Annotated in this window: 22 protein-coding genes; 11 read left to right on the top strand and 11 right to left on the bottom strand. The window is 63.1% G+C overall.

Annotation, left to right across the window (positions count from 1 at the left end; all coding sequences use genetic code 11):
- Window positions 1-3 precede the first annotated feature (3 nt).
- Complete coding sequence (locus AC0L14_RS23500) at window positions 4-678, bottom strand: ArsR/SmtB family transcription factor (protein ID WP_473528327.1); 675 nt, start codon at window positions 676-678, stop codon at window positions 4-6.
- 68 nt (window positions 679-746) lie between these two features.
- Between AC0L14_RS23500 and AC0L14_RS23495 the strand changes: the two genes are divergently transcribed.
- From AC0L14_RS23495 to AC0L14_RS23485, 3 genes are all read left to right on the top strand, one after another.
- Window positions 747-965 (top strand): DUF1127 domain-containing protein, encoded by a 219-nt coding sequence (locus tag AC0L14_RS23495; protein WP_473485704.1) that lies wholly within the window; start codon window positions 747-749, stop codon window positions 963-965.
- Between the two features lie 96 nt (window positions 966-1,061).
- Window positions 1,062-1,394, top strand: coding sequence for an NIPSNAP family protein (locus AC0L14_RS23490; protein ID WP_473485703.1), 333 nt, complete (start codon window positions 1,062-1,064; stop codon window positions 1,392-1,394).
- Window positions 1,391-1,735 (top strand): antibiotic biosynthesis monooxygenase family protein, encoded by a 345-nt coding sequence (locus AC0L14_RS23485; protein WP_473485702.1) that lies wholly within the window; start codon window positions 1,391-1,393, stop codon window positions 1,733-1,735. Before AC0L14_RS23490 ends, AC0L14_RS23485 begins: the two co-directional genes overlap by 4 nt.
- A gap of 6 nt (window positions 1,736-1,741) precedes the next feature.
- On the opposite strand, the gene mbfA is transcribed toward AC0L14_RS23485, so the two are convergent.
- Window positions 1,742-2,725, bottom strand: coding sequence for an iron exporter MbfA (mbfA, locus tag AC0L14_RS23480; protein ID WP_473485701.1), 984 nt, complete (start codon window positions 2,723-2,725; stop codon window positions 1,742-1,744).
- 178 nt (window positions 2,726-2,903) lie between these two features.
- Between mbfA and AC0L14_RS23475 the strand changes: the two genes are divergently transcribed.
- From AC0L14_RS23475 to AC0L14_RS23455, 5 genes are all read left to right on the top strand, one after another.
- Window positions 2,904-3,227 (top strand): hypothetical protein, encoded by a 324-nt coding sequence (locus tag AC0L14_RS23475; protein WP_123146013.1) that lies wholly within the window; start codon window positions 2,904-2,906, stop codon window positions 3,225-3,227.
- Window positions 3,228-3,455: 228 nt separating this feature from the next.
- Complete coding sequence (locus AC0L14_RS23470; protein ID WP_473528328.1) at window positions 3,456-4,433, top strand: threonine/serine dehydratase; 978 nt, start codon at window positions 3,456-3,458, stop codon at window positions 4,431-4,433.
- Window positions 4,434-4,474: 41 nt separating this feature from the next.
- The gene (locus AC0L14_RS23465) at window positions 4,475-5,137 is read left to right on the top strand and encodes a glutathione S-transferase family protein (protein ID WP_473528329.1); all 663 of its coding nucleotides are present in this window, start codon (window positions 4,475-4,477) and stop codon (window positions 5,135-5,137) included.
- A gap of 132 nt (window positions 5,138-5,269) precedes the next feature.
- Window positions 5,270-5,743 (top strand): Crp/Fnr family transcriptional regulator, encoded by a 474-nt coding sequence (locus AC0L14_RS23460; RefSeq protein WP_473528330.1) that lies wholly within the window; start codon window positions 5,270-5,272, stop codon window positions 5,741-5,743.
- The gene (locus AC0L14_RS23455; RefSeq protein ID WP_473528331.1) at window positions 5,703-6,938 is read left to right on the top strand and encodes an NAD(P)/FAD-dependent oxidoreductase; all 1,236 of its coding nucleotides are present in this window, start codon (window positions 5,703-5,705) and stop codon (window positions 6,936-6,938) included. Before AC0L14_RS23460 ends, AC0L14_RS23455 begins: the two co-directional genes overlap by 41 nt.
- A gap of 113 nt (window positions 6,939-7,051) precedes the next feature.
- On the opposite strand, the gene AC0L14_RS23450 is transcribed toward AC0L14_RS23455, so the two are convergent.
- The 4 genes from AC0L14_RS23450 to AC0L14_RS23435 are packed head-to-tail and all read right to left on the bottom strand — an operon-like array spanning window position 7,052 to window position 10,747.
- Entirely contained in the window at window positions 7,052-8,188 is a 1,137-nt protein-coding gene (locus tag AC0L14_RS23450) for an ABC transporter permease (protein ID WP_473528340.1), read from the bottom strand.
- An 8-nt stretch (window positions 8,189-8,196) separates the two neighbouring features.
- On the bottom strand, window positions 8,197-9,117 hold the full coding sequence (locus AC0L14_RS23445) for an ABC transporter ATP-binding protein (RefSeq protein ID WP_473485697.1): 921 nt from the start codon (window positions 9,115-9,117) through the stop codon (window positions 8,197-8,199).
- Window positions 9,114-10,067: an HlyD family secretion protein gene (locus AC0L14_RS23440; protein WP_473528332.1), complete on the bottom strand. Its 954-nt coding sequence runs from the start codon at window positions 10,065-10,067 to the stop codon at window positions 9,114-9,116. Before AC0L14_RS23440 ends, AC0L14_RS23445 begins: the two co-directional genes overlap by 4 nt.
- Window positions 10,064-10,747, bottom strand: a complete 684-nt coding sequence (locus AC0L14_RS23435; RefSeq protein ID WP_473528333.1) for a CerR family C-terminal domain-containing protein — start codon at window positions 10,745-10,747, stop codon at window positions 10,064-10,066. The genes AC0L14_RS23440 and AC0L14_RS23435 overlap by 4 nt, the downstream gene beginning before the upstream one ends.
- An 89-nt stretch (window positions 10,748-10,836) precedes the next feature.
- Between AC0L14_RS23435 and AC0L14_RS23430 the strand changes: the two genes are divergently transcribed.
- Together AC0L14_RS23430 and AC0L14_RS23425 are read left to right on the top strand one after the other, a co-directional pair.
- The gene (locus AC0L14_RS23430) at window positions 10,837-11,310 is read left to right on the top strand and encodes a CYTH domain-containing protein (protein WP_473485694.1); all 474 of its coding nucleotides are present in this window, start codon (window positions 10,837-10,839) and stop codon (window positions 11,308-11,310) included.
- Entirely contained in the window at window positions 11,307-12,254 is a 948-nt protein-coding gene (locus AC0L14_RS23425; RefSeq protein ID WP_473750890.1) for a CHAD domain-containing protein, read from the top strand. The genes AC0L14_RS23430 and AC0L14_RS23425 overlap by 4 nt, the downstream gene beginning before the upstream one ends.
- 183 nt (window positions 12,255-12,437) lie before the next feature.
- Here AC0L14_RS23425 and AC0L14_RS23420 read toward each other — a convergent pair whose 3' ends face one another.
- From AC0L14_RS23420 to AC0L14_RS23410, 3 genes are all read right to left on the bottom strand, one after another.
- Entirely contained in the window at window positions 12,438-12,707 is a 270-nt protein-coding gene (locus AC0L14_RS23420; protein WP_473485692.1) for a helix-turn-helix domain-containing protein, read from the bottom strand.
- A gap of 341 nt (window positions 12,708-13,048) precedes the next feature.
- Window positions 13,049-13,750 (bottom strand): phosphatase PAP2 family protein, encoded by a 702-nt coding sequence (locus tag AC0L14_RS23415; protein ID WP_473485691.1) that lies wholly within the window; start codon window positions 13,748-13,750, stop codon window positions 13,049-13,051.
- A 117-nt stretch (window positions 13,751-13,867) separates the two neighbouring features.
- Window positions 13,868-14,206, bottom strand: coding sequence for a hypothetical protein (locus AC0L14_RS23410; protein WP_473485690.1), 339 nt, complete (start codon window positions 14,204-14,206; stop codon window positions 13,868-13,870).
- Between the two features lie 205 nt (window positions 14,207-14,411).
- Here AC0L14_RS23410 and AC0L14_RS23405 point away from each other — a divergent pair, with 205 nt between their 5' ends.
- A complete protein-coding gene (locus tag AC0L14_RS23405; RefSeq protein ID WP_473639097.1) occupies window positions 14,412-16,430 on the top strand; it encodes a PhoX family protein in 2,019 nt (672 codons plus the stop codon).
- Between the two features lie 90 nt (window positions 16,431-16,520).
- On the opposite strand, the gene AC0L14_RS23400 is transcribed toward AC0L14_RS23405, so the two are convergent.
- Both AC0L14_RS23400 and AC0L14_RS23395 read right to left on the bottom strand, forming a co-directional pair.
- Window positions 16,521-17,201: a GNAT family N-acetyltransferase gene (locus AC0L14_RS23400; RefSeq protein WP_473485688.1), complete on the bottom strand. Its 681-nt coding sequence runs from the start codon at window positions 17,199-17,201 to the stop codon at window positions 16,521-16,523.
- Window positions 17,198-17,689 (bottom strand): MarR family winged helix-turn-helix transcriptional regulator, encoded by a 492-nt coding sequence (locus tag AC0L14_RS23395; protein WP_473750889.1) that lies wholly within the window; start codon window positions 17,687-17,689, stop codon window positions 17,198-17,200. Before AC0L14_RS23395 ends, AC0L14_RS23400 begins: the two co-directional genes overlap by 4 nt.
- Between the last annotated feature and the right edge of the window lie 148 nt (window positions 17,690-17,837).

The raw sequence follows: 17,837 nt of genomic DNA, 5'->3' as shown, positions 1-17,837 counted from the left end.
TTTTCAGCCGAGAAACACCTTCTCGAACGCCTGCTTGCCCATCGGCGAAAAGATCACAGCGCGGCTGTCTTTCTCGCGTCGCGCCCATTTCTCGGCGATAATCTTGTCGAGAATGGCCGCACCCAGCGTGCCGGCCAGATGTGAGCGCCGCACGCTCCAGTCGAGGCAGGCCCGGCACACCGGTCGTCGCGCCTTGCTCTCGACGTCGATGCCGATCGCGGCGAAATGCGAGGCGGCCGACGGCCCGAGCCGGATTTCCTTGTCGTGGCGCAGGAGAACTTGTCTAGCGACAAGACGGTCGAGCATCGCCACGGCCTGCTCGCCGGCGAGGTGGTCGTAGCAGACCCGCGCCACGCGCATGGCGGCGTCGCGCGGGCCCGGCCGCACCCGCTGTGGCCCGACCGCAGCGGCGACGCCGGCAATCGCCTCGATCATGCCGGCCACCTGCGGCCCGGCGAGGCCGTAGTAGCGATGCCGCCCCTGGCTTGCCAGCGTCAGCAGCCCACCCTCCATCAGTTTCGACAGATGCGAGCTGGCGGTCGGCAGCGACACGCCGGCCTCGAGCGCCAGTTCGCTCGCTGTCAGCGCCGTGCCACCCATCAGCGCGGTCAGCATGTTTGCCCGCGCTGGATCGCCGATCAGGCTGGCGATGCGGGCTATGTCAGGTCCTTCACGCATAGTTCGTCCGCCATCGAAGCATTCTTGTCAGATAACCACTATTCTCTGCTCAGATCAAGGAGACGAAGATGACCGCAAGAGCCGCCCCCAACGCCGTGCCCGACAGCCGCTTCGGCCGCCGGCCGTTTCCGTTCATCGTCTTGTGCCGATTGCGGCTCCTGGCTTGGTATGATCGCCATCTGCAGCGCCTCGACCTTGCCGAGATTGACGAGCATCTTTTGCGCGATCTTGGCCTGACGCCGGAAGACGTTCGCCGCGAATGCGCGAAATCCTTCTGGCAAGCATGACTACCGGTGAAATTGCTTAGCACATCGATCCACGGAATATTTCGACCCCGCTCGAACTGTCGCCGCAACGAACCATACTCAGCAAGGAGACAAAAGATGACCATCACCTGCTTTATCCGCTACGAGATCGACCCGTTCGGCAAGGCGGCGTTCGAGGAGTATGCCCGCATCTGGGGCCAGGCGATCCCGCGCTGCGGCGCCGATCTGATCGGCTATTTTGCGCCGCATGAAGGCTCGGCCACCACCGCCTACGCCGCCTACAACATCGACAGCCTCGCCGCTTACGAAGCCTACCGTGCCAGGCTCGCCGCCGACCCGGCCGGCAAGGCGAATTATGAATTCGCCCGGCGTGAAAAATTTATCCTCAAGGAAGATCGCATGTTCCTGAAACTCGCCTCCGGGCCGCATGCCTCTCTGGTGAAACTATGATCGCCGTCATCTTCGAGGTCGAGCCGGCAGCGGGCAAGCGCGACGCATATCTCGGCCTCGCCGCCGACCTGCGCCCGCTGCTCGACGGCATAGACGGTTTTCTGTCGATCGAGCGCTTTCAGAGCCTCACCGACCCGAACCGCATCCTGTCGCTGTCGTTCTGGCGAGACGAGGAGGCGGTGAAGGCCTGGCGCAACACGGGGGAACATAGGCGGGCTCAGAAGGCCGGCCGTGGCGGCATCTTTGCCGGCTACCGTCTGCGTATCGCCCACGTCGTGCGCGACTATGGCCTGACCGAACGTGCAGAGGCGCCTGAGGACAGCCGGGCGCTGCATGGGTAGGGCTTTCTAAGCATTCCCTATCAGCACGCCCGCCGCGAACACCAATCCGCCGCCCAGCACCACCTGAAAGGCGGCGCGCCAGAACGGCGTCTGCATATAACGGTTCTGCACAAAGGCGATCGCCCATAGTTCGAAGAACACCACCACCACCGCGAGAATTGTCGCGGTCCAGAAATACGGAATTAGGTAGGGCAAGGCGTGACCGAGACCGCCCAGCGCGGTCATGACGCCCGTGGTGATGCCGCGTTTTACCGGCGAGCCGCGGCCCGACAGCTTGCCGTCGTCGGAAGCCACCTCGGTGAAGCCCATCGAGATGCCGGCGCCGATCGAGGCGGCAAGCCCGACCAAGAAGGTCTGGAATGTGTCATGCGTGGCAAACGCGGCGGCGAAGATCGGCGCCAGCGTCGACACCGATCCGTCCATCAGCCCGGCCAGGCCCGGCTGCACATAGGTCAGGATGAACTGGCGTTGCTCGGCCGCTTCTTCCTCGTTCTTCACCGCGCCCGGCACATGCTTTTGCTCCAGCCGCTGCGCCAGCGTCTCGTGGCCCTGTTCGGCCACCGCCAGATCGTCGAGCAGCTTTCGTGTCGAGGCGTCGCTGGTGCGTTTCGCCGCCTCGACGTAGAACAGGTACGCCTGCCGCTCCATCGCCTCGGCTTGGCTGCGTACATGCTCGATGCCGAGTGGCCTGACCAGCCAGTCGGGCTTGCGATCGTAATAGCCCCTCACATGCTCGCGCCGGATCAGCGGAATGCGCTCGCCGAAACGCTCGCGGTGAAGTTCGATCAGCGAGTCGCGATGGCCGTCCTCCTCCTCGGCCATCTCCTCGAACACTTTGGCCGAATGCGGAAAGCTATCCGCCAGCCCGTCGGCATAGGCACGATAGATACGCCCGTCGTCTTCCTCGGAAGAAATGGCGAGCGCCAGGATCTCTTGCTCCGAGAGCGATTCGAACGGACGGCGGCCAAAACCGAAAACACGGGAAAGCATGAGAAATTCACCATAGTTTAGAATAATTCTAAACTAGGGTTTGGCGCGCCATTGGTCAATCGCGCCCGTCTGCCGAACGTCCAAAATTAGGAGCTCCGGGAATCCTTCTCTGCCCCTTAATTATTGGCGAATGTTCACCTATATAGCTGAACCTAAGCCAAGAAAAAGGAATCCGTAGATGCCGGCAAAACAGTCCACGCATGCATTCGACCCGAAACCCGTTCTCGACCTGATCGCCGGTATCGAGGCCGATTTGCAGCGCCTCAAAGGCCTGGTCGAGCAGCAGGTCGAAAAATTCGATCCGGCCAACCCGCACAACAAGGCCCCCGACGGCAAGCTGACCGAGGAGGGCGTCGAGTGTTGCTACCGCATGTTCGACGAGGGCAAGTCGCGCTATTCGGTTGCCCAGCAGATGAAGATCTCCTTCGCCGCCGCCACCCATCGCTTCAACACCTGGCGCAAGATGGGCGGCGCCAAACGGAAAAGGACGCTTTTGGGGTAAGAAGCGGCCGGGCGAAGATCTCCTGACTTCGTCACCCTAGGGCGGAGCGAACGCGAAGCGGAGCCCTAGGATAACGAAGTTAGGGAGGCTTCGGCCAAACGTCGGGGCGCTGATGAAGGCACCACGCTCTTTTCGCAATCCACGAATTGTAACGGTCACATTTTTCCAGTGGTGCGCGGCCTGGTTTTCCGTGCACCATGGGCGATCTCACTTCTGCAGGACCTCGCCATGACCACCCTTCCCGGCATCGCCGACATCCGCGCCGCAGCAGCGCGATTGTCCGGCCTGATCGTCGAAACGCCGCTGATCGAATCGCCTGAGCTGAACAAGCGCTTCGGCGCCAGGATCCTGTTCAAGCCGGAGACGCTGCAGCGTACCGGCTCATTCAAGTTCCGCGGCGCCTACAACAAGCTGTCGTCGCTGGGCGATGAGGAGCGCAGCCGTGGCGTCGTAGCCTTCTCGTCGGGCAATCACGCGCAAGGCGTCGCCGCCTCGGCGGAGATGTTTGGCGTCAATGCGGTCATCGCCATGCCCACCGATGCGCCGGCGATGAAGGTCGGCAATGTCAGGAAAATGGGCGCGGAAGTGGTGCCGTTCGACCGTTTTCGCGATGACCGCATGACGGTGGTTCGCCCGTACGTCGAACGCGGCATGGTCCTGGTCCCACCTTTCGACGATCCGGCCATCATCGCCGGCCAGGGCACGATCGGCCTCGAACTGATGGCGCAAGCGAAAGCGCTCGGCGTGAGCCTCGACGCGGTCGTCATTCCCTGCGGCGGCGGCGGCTTGAGCAGCGGCATCTCGATTGCGGTCAAGGATGCCTCGCCGGGCACGGCCGTCTGGGCGGTGGAACCCGAACATTTCGACGACACCTGTCGTTCACTGGCCAGAGGTGCCCGGGTTTCGATCGAACCCGGCCACACTTCGATCTGCGACGCGCTCCTCACCGCCGAGCCGGGCGCGATCACCTTCGAGATCAACCGCAGGAATCTCGCCGGCGGCATTGCCGTCTCCGACAAGGCCGCGGCACAGGCTATGCGTGACGCCATGGCCCATCTCAAGCTGGTGGTCGAGCCCGGCGGCAGCGTCGGGCTGGCCGCACTGTCATCAGGCGAGATCGAGCTATCAGGCAAATGCATTGCCGTGGTGCTGTCCGGCGGCAATGTCGATTTCGGCACCTACGCTGAGATCATGGCGGCGGCTTAGGTGGCGACCGAACCAGCACCATTCAAAAAGGCTGACATGGAATGAAACTGTTCTTCAGCCGCAATCCCAATCCTCGCCTCGCGGTCGCGGTGGCACGTTATCTCGACGCAAAGGTCGAGTTTAAATTCGCCTCCCCCTTCGCTCCGGGGCAGGCTGAGCGATTTCGCCCACTGAATCCAAATCTTTCATTGCCCATACTTGTAGGCTCGGGAAAAAGCCTCTGGGAGACCGATGCCATAGCCTGCCGGCTGTCACGCGACGCGCATTCGGATCTCTGGCGCACCGGCGATGACGAACCCGAGATGATCCGATGGCTCAGTTGGGGGAAAGAGAACTTCGCAAGAGCTTGCGACGTCGTGCATTTCGAACGCGGGACCAAACAGCGGTATGGGCTCGGCCCGATCGATCAGGGCCGGGTTGAGGAGGGGTTGAGAGACTTCCGCACGGCCGCTGCAACACTTGAGGCCGAGCTTTCCGAGCGAGAATGGCTGGTTGAAAATTCGGTTTCCTATGCCGACTTTCGAATGGCGACGTTTCTGCCCTTCAACGATGTCGCCAGATTGCCGCTCGATGATTATCCTTCTGTCAGCCGCTGGTATCGTCAGCTTGAAGAAATCGACGCCTGGCGCGATCCTTTCCAAGGACTGGAAGCGCCTGAATTGCCGCCGGTCCCGGGAAGCCCGCATGAACTTCGATCCGAATGATCATGCCCATCGGCACAACCCGATGCGCTATCAAAGCGCGGTGTTTCACGACCTATCCGCCATGGCGAGAGTCCCCCCTTTTTCTGTTGATCAAAACGGGAAAACAACGCTAACTGGCTCCCGCGAGGGACCATGCTGACAGTTGATGAAGTGCGAGCAATCCCGTTGTTTTCGGGTTTGCCGCCGGCCGAACTGGAGCGGCTGGCGCGGACAGCGGCCGACCTCCATCTCAGCCCTGGAGAGTTCGCAGTTCACGAGGGCGGAGAGGCAGCGCTGTTTGCGGTTCTCGCCGGCAGGATCGAAGTCGTAAAAACCTTCGACGGCGTCGAGCGGACGCTCGGCTGGCGGCTGCCGGGAACGATATTCGGTGAGGTGCCGATTGCCCTGGGCTCGGGTTTCCCGGGCGGGTACCGCGCCACTGAGCCGTCCCGCGTGATGCGGATCGAGGTTCAGCAGTACTACTCCATCGCCGCGGTTTCAAAGGACGTCGCCCAGAAGGTCAGCGCTTGCCCGCGAGCGGATGGGCGGGCTGCAGAGCGTCACTGCCGAGCCGCAGAAGCCGCGCGTGACATTGGTCGGCCATCGCTGGGACACGGCGTGCGGTGATCTGCGCCGGTTTCTGGCCCGCAACCAGATCTCATTCACCTGGCTGTTGCCCGACACCTCAGATGCCGAGGCTTTCTGGTCTGCCATGGGCAAGCCGGCTCTCGATGGTCCCGTTGCCCGGCTGGCGGACGGAGAGATCATGGAAAGTCCCGCCGTGCGCGATCTTGCCATGCGCCTCGGGCTGCAGACGCGCCCGCGCGGCGCCGAATACGATGTCGCGATCATTGGCGGCGGGCCGGCCGGCCTTGCCGCGGCGGTCTACGGCGCATCCGAGGGACTGCGCACCATCGTCGTCGAGCGCGAGGCGCCCGGCGGACAGGCGGGGACATCGTCGCGGATCGAAAACTATCTCGGCTTTCCCAGCGGAATCTCCGGCGACGAACTGGCCAGCCGCGCGCTGCAGCAGGCGAGGCGGCTGGGCGCCGAAATCCTGGTCACCCGCTCCGTCGCCGGCATCGATCCGGCGACGCACCAGCTGTTTCTCGACGGTACCGATGCCGTGCGGGCGCGCAGCCTCATTCTTGCGACAGGCGTGACATGGCGTCGTCTCGCCATCGACGGGTTCGACCGCCTTATTGGCAAGGGCGTCTATTATGGAGCCGCGCGGAGCGAGGCAAGCACCACACATGGACTGGACGTCTTCCTGATCGGCGCCGGCAACTCGGCCGGCCAGGCAGCGCTGCATTTTTCGGGCCATGCGCGCAGCGTGACACTGCTCGTGCGCGGCCCGGCGCTTGCAGACAGCATGTCTCACTACCTTATCGAGCAGCTCAGGGCGAAATCGAACGTAAAAGTCCAGCTTCGGTCCGAAGTCCAGGCTGTGCACGGCGAGACTCACCTGACGGCGATCGACACTCTCGACAAGGCCGGCAATGAGGTGAGCCGGCACGATTGCGGCGGGCTCTTCGTTTTCATTGGCGCCAACGCAGAGACCGAGTGGTTGCCGGCCGACGTCGTGCGCGATGCCCGCGGATACGTGCTAACCGGGGACGATGTGAAGAAGGCCGGCGGCTGGTCGCACGACCGCGACCCCTATCTGCTCGAAACCAGTGCGCCCGGCGTCTTTGCCTGCGGCGACGTACGCTTGAGTCCTGTCAAGCGGGTTGCGTCAGCGGTCGGAGAGGGCAGCATGGCGATCGCGTTCGTTCACCAGTATCTGGCGAATGAAGGAAAGGCCCACCGCAGCCGAAGCTAGACAGGGGCCGGCAACGTCCGCTCATGTTGCGTGCTCGGCTCCGCCGACCACTTCAAACGGCATGGTCCCACGCGTCGGCTATTGACGGCAGCCGGCCTGACTGAGTTTTGATCCTAGTCCAGCGTTCGGCGGAACCGCACCAGTGCGACGCCGGCAAACAGCGCTACGAACATGACGAGCCAGCCGATTTCCGTCGCGACCGCCGGCAGTTCGGCACCCTTCAGCATCACCGCGCGGATGATGCGCAGGAAATGCGTCAACGGCAGGATTTCGCCGAAAGTCTGGGCCCAGCCTGGCATGCCGCGATAGGGGAACATGAAACCGGACAGCATGATCGACGGCAGGAAGAAGAAGAAGGTGAGCTGCAGCGCCTGCATCTGCGTGCGCGCCATCGTCGAAATGGTATAGCCGAGCAGCACCAGCGCCAGCACGAAGATCAGGACCGCCGTCAGCAGCAGCGGCATCGACCCGGTGAACGGAATGGCAAACAGCAGTTTCGCCGCCGCGAGCACCACCACCACTTGTACCGCGCCGACCACCAGATAGGGCAGCACCTTGCCCAGCATGATCTCGAGTGGACTGGACGGCATCGCCAGAAGGTTTTCCATCGTGCCGCGCTCGGTCTCGCGCGTTAGCGCGATCGAGGTCATCATTACCATCGTCATCTGCAGGATGACGCCGAGCAGGCCGGGCACGATGTTGTATTGCGAGATGCCTTCCGGATTGTAGCGCCGGTGCACCACCACTTCGAGCTGGCCCCGGGCAGCTTCGGCGGCCGTCTCCTGCATGCCGCGTGCCCGGAGCAGCGCCTGGTTGGCGACAGTGCCGAGCGTCGAGATGGCGCCGCTGGCGACGGCTGGGTCTGTCGCGTCAGCCTCGATCAGGATCTGCGGCTGGTCGCCGCGCTCGACCCGCCGGGCAAAATCCGCGGGGATGGTGACAACGAAGGCGACATCGCCGCGCGCCATCAGGAATTCCGCCTCGGCGGCACTTTGCACGACACGGTCGAACCTGTAATAGCCGGTGGTTTGCAGCGCCGAAACCATGGCCCGCGTGTAAGGATCGCTGCTCATCGCCACCAGGGCTGCCGGCAGGCTCTTCGGATCGTTGTTGATGGCATAGCCGAACAGCACCAGCTGCATCAGCGGCACGCCCAGCATCATGGCGAAGGTGATGCGGTCGCGCCGCATCTGGATGAACTCCTTGATCAGCAGCGCGCCGAGCCTGGCGAAGGAAAAGACGCTGTCTATCCGGTTTCTCATCCCATATTGTCCTTCGAACCGGACATGAACTGGATGAACACATCCTCCAGGCTGGTCTCGCCCGGCGTCACCGTCACGCCCCTGTGCTCCTTCTCGACGTCGGCGAGTGCTGCCTGAAGCGCTTTCTTGTCGGAGCCGACGACATGCAGCGTCGCGCCGAACGGCGCCACCTGGTCGACGCCGGGGCGGCCGCTGAGTGCGGCAGCAACCTGGTCAAGCTGCGGGCCTTGCACCACAAAGGTCGTCAGCCCGGCATTCCTGACCACCTCGTCGACCGTGCCGGTGGCCAGCATCTTGCCGTACGAGATGTAGCCGATGCGGTGGCAGCGCTCGGCCTCGTCCATGTAGTGGGTGGAGACCAGCACGGTCAGCCCGCCGCTGGCCAGGCGATGGATCTCGTCCCAGAATTCACGCCTGGCTTTCGGATCGACCCCCGCCGTCGGCTCGTCGAGCAGCAGCAATTTCGGCTGATGCATGATGCAGGCGGCCAGTGCCAGCCGCTGCTTCCAGCCACCGGACAGCGTACCGGCCAGCTGGTCCTTGCGCGAGGTGAGGCCAAGATCCTCCAGCGTCCTGCCGACATGCTCGTTAAGCGGCTTCAACCCATAAAGCCGCGCCACGAATTCGAGATTCTCGGCTATGGTCAGATCCTCATAGAACGAGAATTTCTGCGTCATGTAGCCGACTTCGCGCTTGATCCTCAGACTGTCGGTGCGGATGTCGAAGCCGAGCACCGTGCCTTCGCCCTCGTCCGGCGTCAGCAGGCCGCACATGATGCGGATGGTCGTCGTCTTGCCCGAGCCGTTCGGGCCGAGGAAGCCGACGATCTCGCCCTCGGCCACCGTCATCGTCACATGGTCGACGACGGTCTTGTCACCAAAACGCTTGACCAGGCCATGGACATCGATGGCGTTCATTTGCCGATATCCGCCAGATCGACATCGACGATCTGCCCCGGTTGCAGCGCGCCGGCATCGCCCTCCGGCCGCGCCTCGACCAGATAGACCAGCTTCTGCCGGGTCTCGAGCGAGTAGATCACCGGCGGCGTGAATTCCGGGTCCGGCGACACGTAGCTGACGCGCGCCTTCACGTCAGGCCCGCAGCCGTCGCAATGGACGTTAAGCAGCGTTCCGACCTTTATCGACGAGAACGCGTTTTCCGGAACATAGACGCTGAGCTTCACGGCGCCGTCCGGCAGCATCGAAATGACAGGCGCGGTCGGACCGGCGGTATCGCCCGGATTGCGGATCACGTCGTTGACACGGCCCGGCGACGGCGCCGCAAGCACACGCTTCGACAGCCGCCAGCGCGCTTGCTCCAGCGCCGATTGCGCCTGCCTGACCTTATTGTCGGCGGCCTTGATCGTCTCGGGCCGTGCCGGCAGGCCGCCGACAGCGAGATTGGCTTCCGCCTGGCCGAGCTGCGCGTTGGCTGTCTCCAGCGTCGCCGAGGCGGTGTCAAAATCGGCCTGGGTGCCGGTGCCGCGTTTGAACAGATCACTGGCGCGGGTGTATCTGCGTTTGGCGTCGGCGGCCTGCGCCTTGGCCATGTCAACCTGCGCCTTGAGCACCTCAATCTCTTCCGGCCGTTTGCCGACCTGCAGGTCGGCAAGTTGCGCCTGGGCCTGGGCAAGAGCCGCCTCGGCCTGTGCGACGGCTATTTTTGCGTCGGCGCTTTCCAGCGTCACCACAGGCGTACCCGGCGCGACGCTGTCGCCGCGCCTTACCGAAATCGTCTCTACCTGCGCCACCTCGATCGGCGCGAGCAGCACATAGTCGCCTTCGACATAGCCGACGGCGAGCGGCGGCGCCGGTGCGCAGGCACTGAAAAGCAGGGCGGCGAGCGGCAAAGAGCAGAGGAAACTCATGACCTACGATCCTTCCGGGCGGCCAATATCGCCCCAAGATTATCCGTCACCGCCGCCGCAATCTTGGTGGCCTCGGCATCGCCGATCCCTCGCCAGCCCATGCGGCGCATCACCGCTTCGCGGCCGATGCGAAAATAGACGACCTGGCCGATCAGCGTGAACACGGTGAGTCGGGTAGCCTCGCTTTCGGCCGGCTCGCCAGTTGCCTGCTCCCAGATCAGGCAGAGCCTACGATGCGTCGGCTCGAACACGCCGTCATAGATGCGGTCGAGTGCCGCCGTAGGATGCGAAAGTTCGCGCAGGACGAACTGCACGATTTCACCGGCCTCCGGCCTGGCCACGATGAAGGCCACCATCCGCTCCAATGCGGTGAAGAGTTGTGCCCGCGCCGCTTCAGGGTCGTTTGGCGCCTGCAGATCGCCGATCGCCTGGCCGGCAATGGCCTGGATGGTGTCGACGATATAGTCGGCCGCTGCCGCGCGAAGTCCTTCCTTGCCGCCGAAATGATAGGCGATCGAGCCGATATTGGCCTTGGCCTCAGCCGCGATCTCGCGCGTCGAGGTGCCGTCGAAACCCTGCCGTCCGAACAGCGTCAGCGCTGCCTGGACAAGTGCTGCGCGCGTCATGTCGGCGGGCGATACCTCGCGACGCGGAATTTTGGCGTTTGTCGGCTTGCTCATATCAAGTATTTAATCAATCGAATGATTAAAGTCAACCCCGCCTATCTCCATCTTGCCATCTCCAGCCGCACGCGCTTTAGTGCGAAGCCATGGTCAAGGAAATCGAGCGCAAGTTCCTGGTCTCCGGCGCGCAGTGGCGGGATCTGGTCGAGGCGGACATCCGCATTCGCCAGTTCTATCTCGCCGCCGCACCCGACCGCTCGGTCCGCGTGCGCATCAGCGACGGCGCCTTGGCAAAGCTGACGCTCAAATTCGGCAGCAAGGCCCGCGAACGTGACGAATTCGAGTATCCGATCCCGCTGGCGGAGGCGGAAGAGATGCTGGCCTTCGCCATCGGACGTGTCATCGAGAAGACACGCCACCATGTTAGGCATCGCGGCCATCTCTATGAAGTCGATGTCTTCGGCGGGACGCTTAGCGGTCTGGTGGTCGCCGAGCTTGAGACGCCCGAGGACGTGCAGGACGAAATGCTGCCAGATTGGCTCGGCCGCGAAGTCACCGGCGAGCAGAGGTTCTACAACGCGTCGCTCGCCATCGAGGGGGTTCCGGAGATCGCCGCATGAGCTATCGCATCGATCCGCGCCTGCCGTTAACCGGCGAGGTCAGGCGCATCCTCGCCGAGGAGATCGGCAAGGCGCTCGTCCATCTGGACGCGGCGCATGACAGGCCGGAGCAGGCGCTGCACAAATGCCGCAAGCGGCTGAAGAACGTGCGCGCCTTGCTGCGCCTGGTCCGTTCCGGAGACGAAACATTTTGCGGGACCGAGAATCAGTGTTACCGACAGGTGGCTGCCCTGCTTGCCGGTCCGCGCGAGGCAACCGCGCTGGTTGAAACCATCGATCGGCTGGCGGCAAGCTTTCCCGAGCAAAGCGCCGGCGGCGGTCTCGATGCCGTTCGCGACACGCTCGTCGCGCGCCAGCACCAATTGCATGGTGGAGCCGGCCTCGGCGCAGCGATAGCTGCCGCGATTGCCGCTTGCGAGGAGGGTATCAGCCGGATCGATACGCTGGCCTTGCCCGACCAGCCCGAACAGGCCGCCGATGTGCTTGCCGAAGGCGCCCGCATCACTCTGCGTCGTGCCAGAAAGGCGCTGGACAAGGCAGGCTCCCGCGGTGAGGCCGATGATTTCCATGATCTGCGCAAGGCGGCCAAGACCCACGGCATGCATCTGTCGCTGCTCGGAAGGCTGTGGCCGACGCCGATCAAGGCCCGGCGCAAGGCGGTCGACGAACTCGGCGAAAGACTGGGCGAACTGCATGATGTGTTCGTCCTGCGTACGCTTCTCGATGCCGACGACCGGCCGCTCGGCTCTCCTCAGGAAATGCGGCTTCTGAGCAAGCTGTTGAAGCGCTCGGAGAAAAGCCTGAAAAAGACCTGTCTCGCCGCGGCAGCCGATCTGTTCGGCGACAGCCCCAGGCGCTCGACAAGGAAACTCGCGCGCAAAGTGCGTGACGATCTGGCCGCTGCGCCGCGCGAAGATGCCAGCGCGCCCGGCGCCGCCGGCTGACGCGGTGCTTGCATTGGTATCCGTCCCGAGATCGTTGACAAATAAGGAGGAGGTTTAGACCTCTCCCGGGGGGCTTTTTTCAGTTGCGCCCGCGCACAGCGGTTTGGGGCACGCATAAAAACCAAGGAGGCGGCGGGATCGTCGGCAGGACTGTCGGCGGTCGCCGTCGCGACTTTTATCGGCTCAGCCTGGCGGCTTCTGCGGCACGACCGGCTTGAGGCGCACGCCCCTGCCGCCGCGCTCGCTGGCCTGGTTCTCGCCGATCTGTTCCACGCCGGCCTCATCGAGAGCCTGGATGACCTTCATCAGCGTATCGACCACGCCCCTGACCACGCCGTCGCTTGCTTCCATGCGCTGAATGGTTGGAAGCGAAACCCCGGCGCGCTCGGCGAGCATCTTCTGATCGATGCCGGCCAGCGCCCTTGCGGCGCGCATCTGCGCGGCAGTGATCATCGGCTAAGAACCTCCGTCTGAGTCTGCATTTCCATGTGTAATACCATCATTATGATGGTTCAACCATCATGATGCACATGTCACGCATGCACACACCAAAACCGCCTGGGTCTTGCAGAGCTCGCGCGTTTCGCGTCGTCTGGCGGAAATAGCCACGGCGGTCTTCAATTTTCAGCAATCGAAATTCAAAGGGATTAACAGTTGAGAGTTTTCAGGGCTTTTGATGTGGTCGACGTTCTTAGTGTCGACGGTTTTCCAGCTGGCAGGTTGCGGGCATGAGCTCGCCAACACGCTGATTTGACCGCACGCTGACCGACGCAGCGTCGTTCTGACCAGCCGGTTCAGGCGCCGTCGGTCTGCCCGCGCCAGCGCTGTAACGCCCATGCGGCCAGCCAGCACAGCATCGCCCAGGCGAAGCCGGCGCACCAGCCAGCCAGCACGTCGGACGGCCAGTGGACGCCGAGATAGACGCGGCTGATACCGACCAGCAGTGCCGTCAGCACCGCCAGCGACAGCACGTAAATCTTCGTCGTTCGCCCAGGCAGGAAGCGCGACGCCATGCTGCCCAGCGTCAAATATGTCACCGCCGACAGCATCGCATGGCCGCTCGGAAACGAAAGCGACGCCACGTCGGCGAGATGCGAGACCAGATCGGGGCGCGGCCGGTCGATTCCGAGTTTCAGCGTGCTTGACAGGACCTGTCCGCCCGCCACCGCTACGAAGACGAGAAATGCTGGTCCCGGCCTGTGGATCAGCAGCAGATAGACAATCACCGCCGCCGTGATCAGCCCGAGCACGATGGCGCTGCCGAGGCTGGTGATGTCGCGCATCGCCCCTTCCAGCCATGGCGGTCCGATCGGATTGTCGGGCTGGCCCGCTTCACGAAAGGCGAGCAGGATTTCCGTGTCGAAGGCGTGCGGCGTGGTGTCTCGCGCCACCTCCATCAGCTCCTCGAATCCCCACAGTCCGCCGGCGATGACCAGTCCGGCCAGCAGCACCGGGAATTCGATCCAGTTGAGCAGCTTGCTTGCGGTATTCTTCATCGGCCCGATCGTCCTACAGCGCCGAGCGTCCTTTTAGACGCGCAAAGTACGCTGTAGCATTTTGACTGGCGCATGATCCCCAGCGAAATCGATTCCGATTTTCGGGGTCATGCGCGGTTACAGTTTTTGCAGATAGGGCCCGAGCGTGATCAGCGCCACCGCTGCGACGGCGAGCGCGATGCCGGTCGCCTGCAAGGCATCGACGCGCTCGCCGAAGAACACCAGTGCCACCACGTTCACCGATACCAGCTGGATCACCGCCGACAGGCTGAACGACACCGACATGCCGAATTCACGGATCAGCCTCAGCATGATAAGATTGCCCGCCGAATAGAGCGCCAGGGTCAAAACGATCTTGCCGAGGCTCGGCGCCATTCCCCATTGCTTGGCCGCCGTCGCCGCCAGCAGGAAGATCACCGTCGAAATGCCAAGCTGCCCCAGTCCCCAGAAACTCACTTTTTTGTCCCTCTCGATGCGATCTTCCGCGCCTGCCGCAGATGTTGTTTCCGAAGCTCGGGTCGCGGTCAAGCGGAGCTGATCATGGACATGAAATCGGGGCTGGAATTGGCCGGCAACGTCATCAAACTGTGATCTGCTGGCGATAGGCGGTCAGTCAAGCAACACGCTCCAGCCATCCCAAAGAAGCCAGAGGCAAGCCCCCATGACTGAACATCGCTCGACCGGACATCTTTCCCCAAATGCCCATTTCCGCACCAGTCTGCTTGAGGAAAACGATGGGCCAGGAGCCAATCCCACTGACAACCAGACGATGGGCGAGATCATCGCCGCGCGTTTCTCGCGCCGTGGTTTCCTGCAGGGATCGCTCGCGGCAACCGCCATCGCCGTCACCGTCAGCCCGCTCGCGCTGATCCTCGCCGACGATGCCCGCGCCGCCGGCGGCTCGGCCTTCAGCTTCAACGAGGTCGAGGCCGGCGTCGACGACAAGCATCATGTCGCCGCCGGCTACGACGCCGACGTGCTGCTGCGTTGGGGCGATCCGCTGTTCGCCGATTCGCCGGACTTCGATCCGACAAAACAGTCGGCGCAGGCCCAGGAAAGACAGTTTGGCTACAACAACGACTATGTCGGCTATATCCCGATCGACGGCTCGGCCGAGCATGGCCTGCTGGTGGTCAACCACGAATACACCAATTCGCATCTGATGTTCCCGGGCATCGTGAAAGTCGGCGAGAAGGACGGCAAAAAAGCGCTCGAAATAGCGCCCTTGAGCAAGGAACAGGTCGATGTCGAGATGGCAGCACACGGCGGCACCATCGTCGAGATCCGCAAGGAGTCGGGCAAATGGCAGGTGGTGCGCGACGGCAAGCTCAATCGCCGCATCACCTCCAACACCGAGATGGCACTGTCCGGCCCGGTCGCCGGACATGACCGCGTCAAGACCAGTGCCGATCCGACCGGCACGAAGGTCTTCGGCACCGCCAACAATTGTGCCGGCGGTGTCACGCCCTGGGGCACCTACGTCATGGCCGAGGAAAACATCCACGGCTATTTCTCGGGCGAACTGCCGGCCGGTCACGCGGAAGCCGCCAACTACAAGCGCTTGGGCATTCCCGAAGGCGCCTATGAATGGGCGGCGCATTATGACCGCTTCGACATCGGCAAGGAGCCGAACGAGCCCAACCGCTTCGGCTGGATCGTTGAGGTCGACGTCAACGACCCGACCTCGGTGCCGAGGAAGCGCACTGCGATGGGCCGCTTCAAGCATGAGGGCGCTGAATCAATCGTCGCCAAGGATGGCCGTGTCGTCTTTTATCTCGGCGACGACGAGCGCTTCGACTATGTCTACAAATTCGTCACCGCCGGCAAGTTCAACGCCGAGGACCGCGCCGCCAACATGGATCTTCTCGACGACGGCTCGCTCTACGTCGCCAAATTCGCCGAGGACCGGTCGATCGAATGGCTGCCCATCGTCTTCGGCCAGGGCCCGCTGACGGCGGAGAACGGCTTTGCCAGCCAGGCCGACGTGCTGATCGAGACGCGCCGCGCTGCCGACCTGCTCGGCGCCACCAAGATGGATCGCCCCGAGGATATCCAGCCCAATCCGACGACCGGCAAAGTCTACGTCATGCTGACCAACAATTCGAAGCGCAAGACGGATCAGGTCGATGCCGCCAACCCGCGCGCCGAAAACGCCTTCGGCCACATCATCGAGATCGTCGAGGACGGTGGCGATTTCACTGCTGCCAAGGGCAAGTGGGAAGTGCTGCTGAAATGCGGCGATCCCTCGGTGGCCGAAGTCGGCGCCACCTTCTCGACCGCAACCACCGCCAATGGCTGGTTCGGCATGCCGGACAATTGCGCCATCGATTCGGCCGGCCGGCTCTGGGTCTCGACCGATGGACAGGGCCCGAAGGCGACCGGCCGCACCGATGGCCTGTGGGCGGTCGACACCGAAGGCGAGGCGCGAGCGACCTCGAAGCTGTTCTTCCGCGTGCCGATCGGCGCCGAAATGTGCGGTCCGCTATTCACGCCCGACGACCAGACCGCCTTCGTCGCGGTTCAGCATCCGGCCGATGGCGGCGAAGACTGGGAGCCTTTTGGCCGTCCCTCTTACTATGAGGACCTGTCGACCCGCTGGCCCGACTTCAAGCCTGACATGCCGGTGCGGCCATCGGTCGTCGCCATCACCAAGCAGGGCGGCGGCAAGATCGCGGTCTGAATCGCCGCAAGGTGCTAGCAGCGCCAAGGAAGGATTTCGTCGATACGAAATCCTTCCTTTTCCTGATGCGCGGGAATGCGCCTGATGGGCTCATTCGGCGCGCTGAACCACGGCCACGTTCATCATGCTTCTCAACCTGAAGCCAATGGACTCGTATAATCCTATGGCCGTGGTGTTGCTGGCATAGGCGTGGAGATAGGGAACTTCGCCGCGCGCCGCTATCTGGTTTGCCACGAACAGCGACAGCAGCTTGCCCAGGCCACCGCCCCGAAATTCCGGATGTGAGCACACCCCGCTAAGTTCGGTATAGCCGGGTTGCTTCATGCGTTCGCCGGCCATCGCCGCAAGTCGGCCCTCGATCTTCACACCCCAAAAATCGCCGAGGCTCAAGGCTTCGAGCGTGAATGGGCCAGGCTTGGTGACCAATGCCAAGGCGAGCATCTCAGCTGCATCGTCTCGCGTCAGACGTTGCACGCGCTTGTCGGAGACCATCTGCAATGGCCGCTCGGCAATCATCTGAACCCCGGGCGCGGTCGAAGTCGCCGAAAGTTCCGCGGGCAGAGCAATGGCGTCCACCTGAAGCAGGATCGCACTCTCGCCTGGGGACACAAGTTTTCCGAGCGCCTGCAGGCTTTCCGCATCGTCCGCGGCACTGGCGGCGAAGGGAGCTATCGAGGGCCGATACCGCATGGCGAGGTCGTCACCTTGCGCGAAGGCTTGGTGTCGCGTCCGAAGCGCGCTCCACACGGGACGGTCAAGCAGGTATTTCATCGCGCGGCACCTTCCGGCTTCCTTACACGACGGTCGAGAGGCGCCGCGGCGAGGCCGTCCTCGATGGCGGCCAGCTGATCAAGAAGCGGCCCAGAAAGATCCGCGCACAGATTCGCGACGGCATTCTCGATGCGCGGCCAGACGTCGTGCTTTGCAACATCGACCAGCCGCTGGCCGTGCAGGGTGAGGCAGACAATCCTGCACCGCTGGTCATCATCCGATGGACTGACCTCGACCAGTCCCAATTCGGCCAGAAGCGACACGCTCCGCGTTACACCTGGCTGCGCGACCCCGAGGGATTTCGCCAGTTCCCCGACTGGCAGCGGGCCCAGCCTGTCGAGCGCAGCCAGCAGCGGGTACTGGCTCGACTGAACCGGCACATCGAGGCAGTCGAGCAGGCGCTGCGTATCCGCCTGCAATTGCTCGCCAATACGCTTCAGCCTGCTGCCCAGGCACAGGAAGCCAAGGGACCTTATGACGTCTTCCATAATCGACTCGCCAGCACATTGATAACATCATATATAACATTATATGGAAATCAAGCGCCGCCATCGCACGGCAGGGCAACGAGTCCAGGTTAACGGGCTTGGAGAGCTGCCATCAGGTAGTCGGTATCCCAGGTTGCGAGTTTTCGCT

The organism is Mesorhizobium sp. WSM4841, assembly GCF_055811515.1.
The sequence above is the reverse complement of the archived record's forward strand: the minus strand, read 5'-3'. Positions and strand labels throughout refer to the sequence as shown.